Raw genomic sequence first — 3,716 nt, 5'->3', positions numbered from 1 at the left:
CGCGCGGGGGACGCGCATCGCGCATCTCGCGCCGGGGCGGAGCCGCCTCGGCCGTCGAGGTGTCGACGCTGGTCACGTTGGTGACCTGCGGACCCTTCTGGCCCTGCGCGGTCTGAACGGTGAGCCGGGTGCCCGGCAGCAGGTCGTCATGGCCGGCTGCCTCGACGGCGCGGATGTGGAGGAAGGCGTCGCCCGAGCCGTCGCCCAGCTCAACGAAGCCGAAGCCCTTCTCCTTGTTGAACCACTTGACCGTGGCATCGCGCTCCGGACCCGTAGGGGCCGCCGCAGCCCGGGGAGCGCCGCGATCGAAACCACCGCCGCCGCCACCGAACCCGCCACCGCCGCCGCCGAAGCCGCCGCCACCGTATCCGCCGCCACTCGGGGGAGCCTGATCAGGCCATCTCGGCTCTGCGCCACCCTCATCGAAGCCGCGCTTCTGCGGCCCCCGGAAATCACGACCACGTCCCATCGAAAGCTCGCCAAAAACCGTCCGCCGACCACGTCTCGAATACCGCGTGCGCGCCATCCCAGACAGCTCACGCCCCGCACTCCCATTACCCCCGGTCGCGGTAACCAAGAATAACGCCTCAGTCCTGACGCAATTGGCCGTTGACCGCAAGGACCTTGTTGTCGATCAGCTCGGAGTTCCATCACTTTCTCGTCGTCGTGAAACCCAGGCTTGCAGAGCGCGCCGTGTTAGGGAAGCGCAAAGGCCGGGCGCGTATGAAGGGGGACAGGCTCCCGCATCCGCCGGGCCCCGCGTGCCGCCCCCTCGATGATCGCGACCCCGACCTTCCCGGACTTCTCCGCCCTCGTGGTCGACGAGAGCCTCTACATCCGTCGAATCGTGCGCGACATGCTGATGCGCGTCGGCATCAAGCGGGTGCTGGAGGCGCCGGACGGGGCCGAGGCGCTCGGCGTGCTCGCCGAGAGCAAGCCCGACCTGACGATCATCGACTGGGACCTGGCGATCCTCTCGGGCGAGGAGTTCATCCGGCTGGCACGCACGCCCTCGACCTCGCCTTGCCCGACGATTCCCATCATCCTGATGCTCGCCCAGCCGCGTCGGAACGTTGTCGACCGCGCGATCACCCTCGGCGTCAACGAGATCATCGCGAAACCGTTTTCGCCCAAGACGTTGTGGTCGCGCCTCGACGAGGTGATCAACCGGCCGCGACCCTACTCCCAGGTGAAGAGCCTGCTGCGGCCGACCTCCCGCGCCGCCAGCCTCGCCAAGGCGATGGCCTGACGCGACCGCGTGATCGCGCATCGCATCCGATGTCTCGGCGGCCGGGTCTCGGCGTCGGGCGCATGGTTTTCGATCCTCGTCGCCGGCTGCGGTCGCGCCGACGGCCGTGGATGCAGTCCCGGCATTCGTGAACGGGACGTTGCAGTTCGCCGCCGAGCGAGTAGGGTCGAGCGTGAATGATGGCCGGGCGGTTCGCCGGGGCCAGGGATGGGAAAGCGCGGCGACGCCGATGAGGGACGAGAGTGGCGCGACCGCGCCGGCCCGCCCCCAGGGCGCGCCACCGGCAGGGGCACCCGGTTCCGCCCCCGCGGTCTCGCATCGCGACGTGCGCCGCAACGCCTACGCGGCCCTGGATCTCGGCACCAACAACTGCCGCCTGCTCATCGCCGAGCCGTCCTCGCACGGATTCCGGGTGATCGACGCGTTCTCGCGCATCGTCCGGCTCGGCGAGGGGCTCGGCAGCTCCGACCGGCTCAGCGAGGCGGCGATCGAGCGGACGATCGACGCGCTGCGGATCTGCAAGGGGAAGATGCGCGCCCGCGGCGTCGGGCGGGCCAAGATCATCGCCACGGAGGCCTGCCGGCTCGCCGTGAACGGTGCCGAGTTCGTTGCGCGCGTGCGGGCCGAGGTGGGCCTCGATCTCGAGATCGTCGACCGGCAGACCGAAGCCTATCTCGCCGTCACCGGCTGCGCCGCGCTCGCCGACCCGCAAGCCGAATCGGTGGTGATCTTCGACATCGGCGGCGGCTCGACCGAGATCGCCTGGCTCGACGGCTCGGCCGCCAACCCCTCGACCGATCCGACCCTGCGCATCCGCGCCTGGGATTCGCTGCCGGTCGGCGTCGTCACCCTGGCCGAGCGCCACGGCGGCTCCGAGGTGACGCGGATGATGTTCGAGGGCATGGTCGAGGAGGTGGCCGAGATGCTGGGCCCCTTCGCGATCCGCGCGGCGGCCGCGGCGACGGCGCCCGGCTTCCACCTGCTCGGAACCTCCGGCACCGTCACCACCATCGCGGCGATGCACCTGCGCCTCGTGCGCTACGAGCGTCGCCGGGTCGACGGGCTGTGGATGAGCGACGCCGAGGTCGCCGGTGCGATCGACGACCTGCTCGACACGCGGCTCGACCAGCGGGCGGAGAACCCGTGCATCGGCCGCGACCGCGCCGACCTGGTCCTCGCCGGCTGCGCGATCCTGGAGGCGATCCGCCGGGCCTTCCCGGCCGAGCGCCTGCGCATCGCCGATCGCGGCCTGCGCGAAGGATTGTTGATGAACATGATGCGGGAAGACGGCGTGTGGCGCCGCGGGGGCTACCGGTGACCGACAGGCGTGGCGGAGCGGGCGCGACGGGCGGAGTCCGCGGCGATCTCAAGCAGCGGGTGAAGACCGGGCGCGGGCGCACCCATTCGCAGAAGAGCTGGCTCGAGCGCCAGCTCAACGATCCCTACGTTCAGCGGGCCAAGCGCGAAGGATACCGCTCGCGGGCGGCCTTCAAGCTGATGGAGATCGACGAGCGCTTCAAGCTGCTGAAGCCCGGCCAGCGCATCGTCGATCTCGGCGCCGCCCCCGGCGGCTGGTCGCAGGTCGCGGCGAAGATCGTCGGCGAGACCGGCCGCATCGTCGGAATCGACCTGCTCGAGATCGAGCCGATGCCGGGCGTCGAGTTCATCACCCTCGACTTCCTCGACCCCGAGGCGCCGAAGCGCCTCACCGGCCTGCTCGGCGGCCCGGCCGACCTCGTGCTGTCCGACATGGCCGCCAACGCCACCGGCCACAAGAAGACCGATCACCTGCGCATCATCGGGCTCGCCGAGACCGCGGCCGAGTTCGCCCGGGAGGTTCTGGCGCCCGGCGGCGCCTACCTCGCCAAGGTGCTGCAGGGCGGCACAGAGACCGCGTTGCTCACCGACCTCAAGCGCGACTTCTCCCTCGTGCGGCACGTCAAGCCGAATGCGAGCCGGGCCGATTCGAGCGAGCTCTACGTGCTGGCGACCGGCTATCGCGGGCCGACGCCGGCCCTCGCCCTCGCCGAGGCGGACGGGGACTGATTCGCGGCGCTCCGCCTGCTGCGCGCACGGGCGGTCCGGCTCGAAACGCCGGTGCCGTGGCACCCATGCCGGCTCGGTGACCTGCCGCGAGAGCCTATCGCTCGACGCCCGCTGGCACTGCCGGGAGGCCTGGATCTCACGTCTCTCCGGCCCGTTCTCTGCGTCCGAGCGTATCCCGACCGGATGAAGGCCGGATCGGCCCTTCGGGGACCGAACTTCGGATACGAAAAAGGCCGCCCCGGAGATCCGGAGCGGCCTGTCTCGCGGGAATGTTGGCGTCTACTCGACCGAGGAGGCGCCGTCCGGTGCCATGGTCTCCGGCGAACCTTCGGCCTCGGTCCCCTCGAAGCGCGGGCGCCGCCGGCGACGGACCTTCGGAGCCGGCGCGTCCTCGCCTTCGGCCTGTGTCATATACACAACT

The 3,716-nt window shown here is 70.7% G+C and carries 4 protein-coding genes; 3 read left to right on the top strand and 1 reads right to left on the bottom strand.

What is annotated here, in order from left to right; all coding sequences use genetic code 11:
• Positions 1 to 469 (bottom strand): cold shock domain-containing protein (locus FV223_RS22550; protein WP_147729086.1); only part of this gene is annotated, 469 nt, incomplete at its 3' end.
• A gap of 306 nt (positions 470 to 775) precedes the next feature.
• Here FV223_RS22550 and FV223_RS22545 point away from each other — a divergent pair.
• The 3 genes from FV223_RS22545 to FV223_RS22535 all read left to right on the top strand — a co-directional run bounded on the left by FV223_RS22545 (position 776) and on the right by FV223_RS22535 (position 3,295).
• Positions 776 to 1,249 carry a response regulator gene (locus FV223_RS22545; protein WP_147729085.1) on the top strand — a complete coding sequence of 158 codons (474 nt, stop codon included), beginning with the start codon at positions 776 to 778 and terminating at the stop codon, positions 1,247 to 1,249.
• Positions 1,250 to 1,478: 229 nt separating this feature from the next.
• Entirely contained in the window at positions 1,479 to 2,567 is a 1,089-nt protein-coding gene (locus FV223_RS22540) for a Ppx/GppA phosphatase family protein (RefSeq protein WP_147729084.1), read from the top strand.
• The gene (locus FV223_RS22535; RefSeq protein ID WP_147729083.1) at positions 2,564 to 3,295 is read left to right on the top strand and encodes an RlmE family RNA methyltransferase; all 732 of its coding nucleotides are present in this window, start codon (positions 2,564 to 2,566) and stop codon (positions 3,293 to 3,295) included. Before FV223_RS22540 ends, FV223_RS22535 begins: the two co-directional genes overlap by 4 nt.
• Positions 3,296 to 3,716 lie beyond the last annotated feature (421 nt).

Origin of the sequence: Methylobacterium sp. WL116 (genome assembly GCF_008039455.1) — a bacterium.
Taxonomy (GTDB): Bacteria; Pseudomonadota; Alphaproteobacteria; order Rhizobiales; family Beijerinckiaceae; genus Methylobacterium.
Note: the sequence above shows the minus strand (reverse complement) of the source record. Positions and strands in the feature narration are given on the sequence as shown.

Coding starts and splice junctions, on each gene's coding strand:
- FV223_RS22545 (WP_147729085.1), top strand. CDS start 776: ATGATCGCGACCCCGACCTTCCCGGACTTCTCCGCCCTCGTGGTCGAC.
- FV223_RS22540 (WP_147729084.1), top strand. CDS start 1,479: ATGAGGGACGAGAGTGGCGCGACCGCGCCGGCCCGCCCCCAGGGCGCG.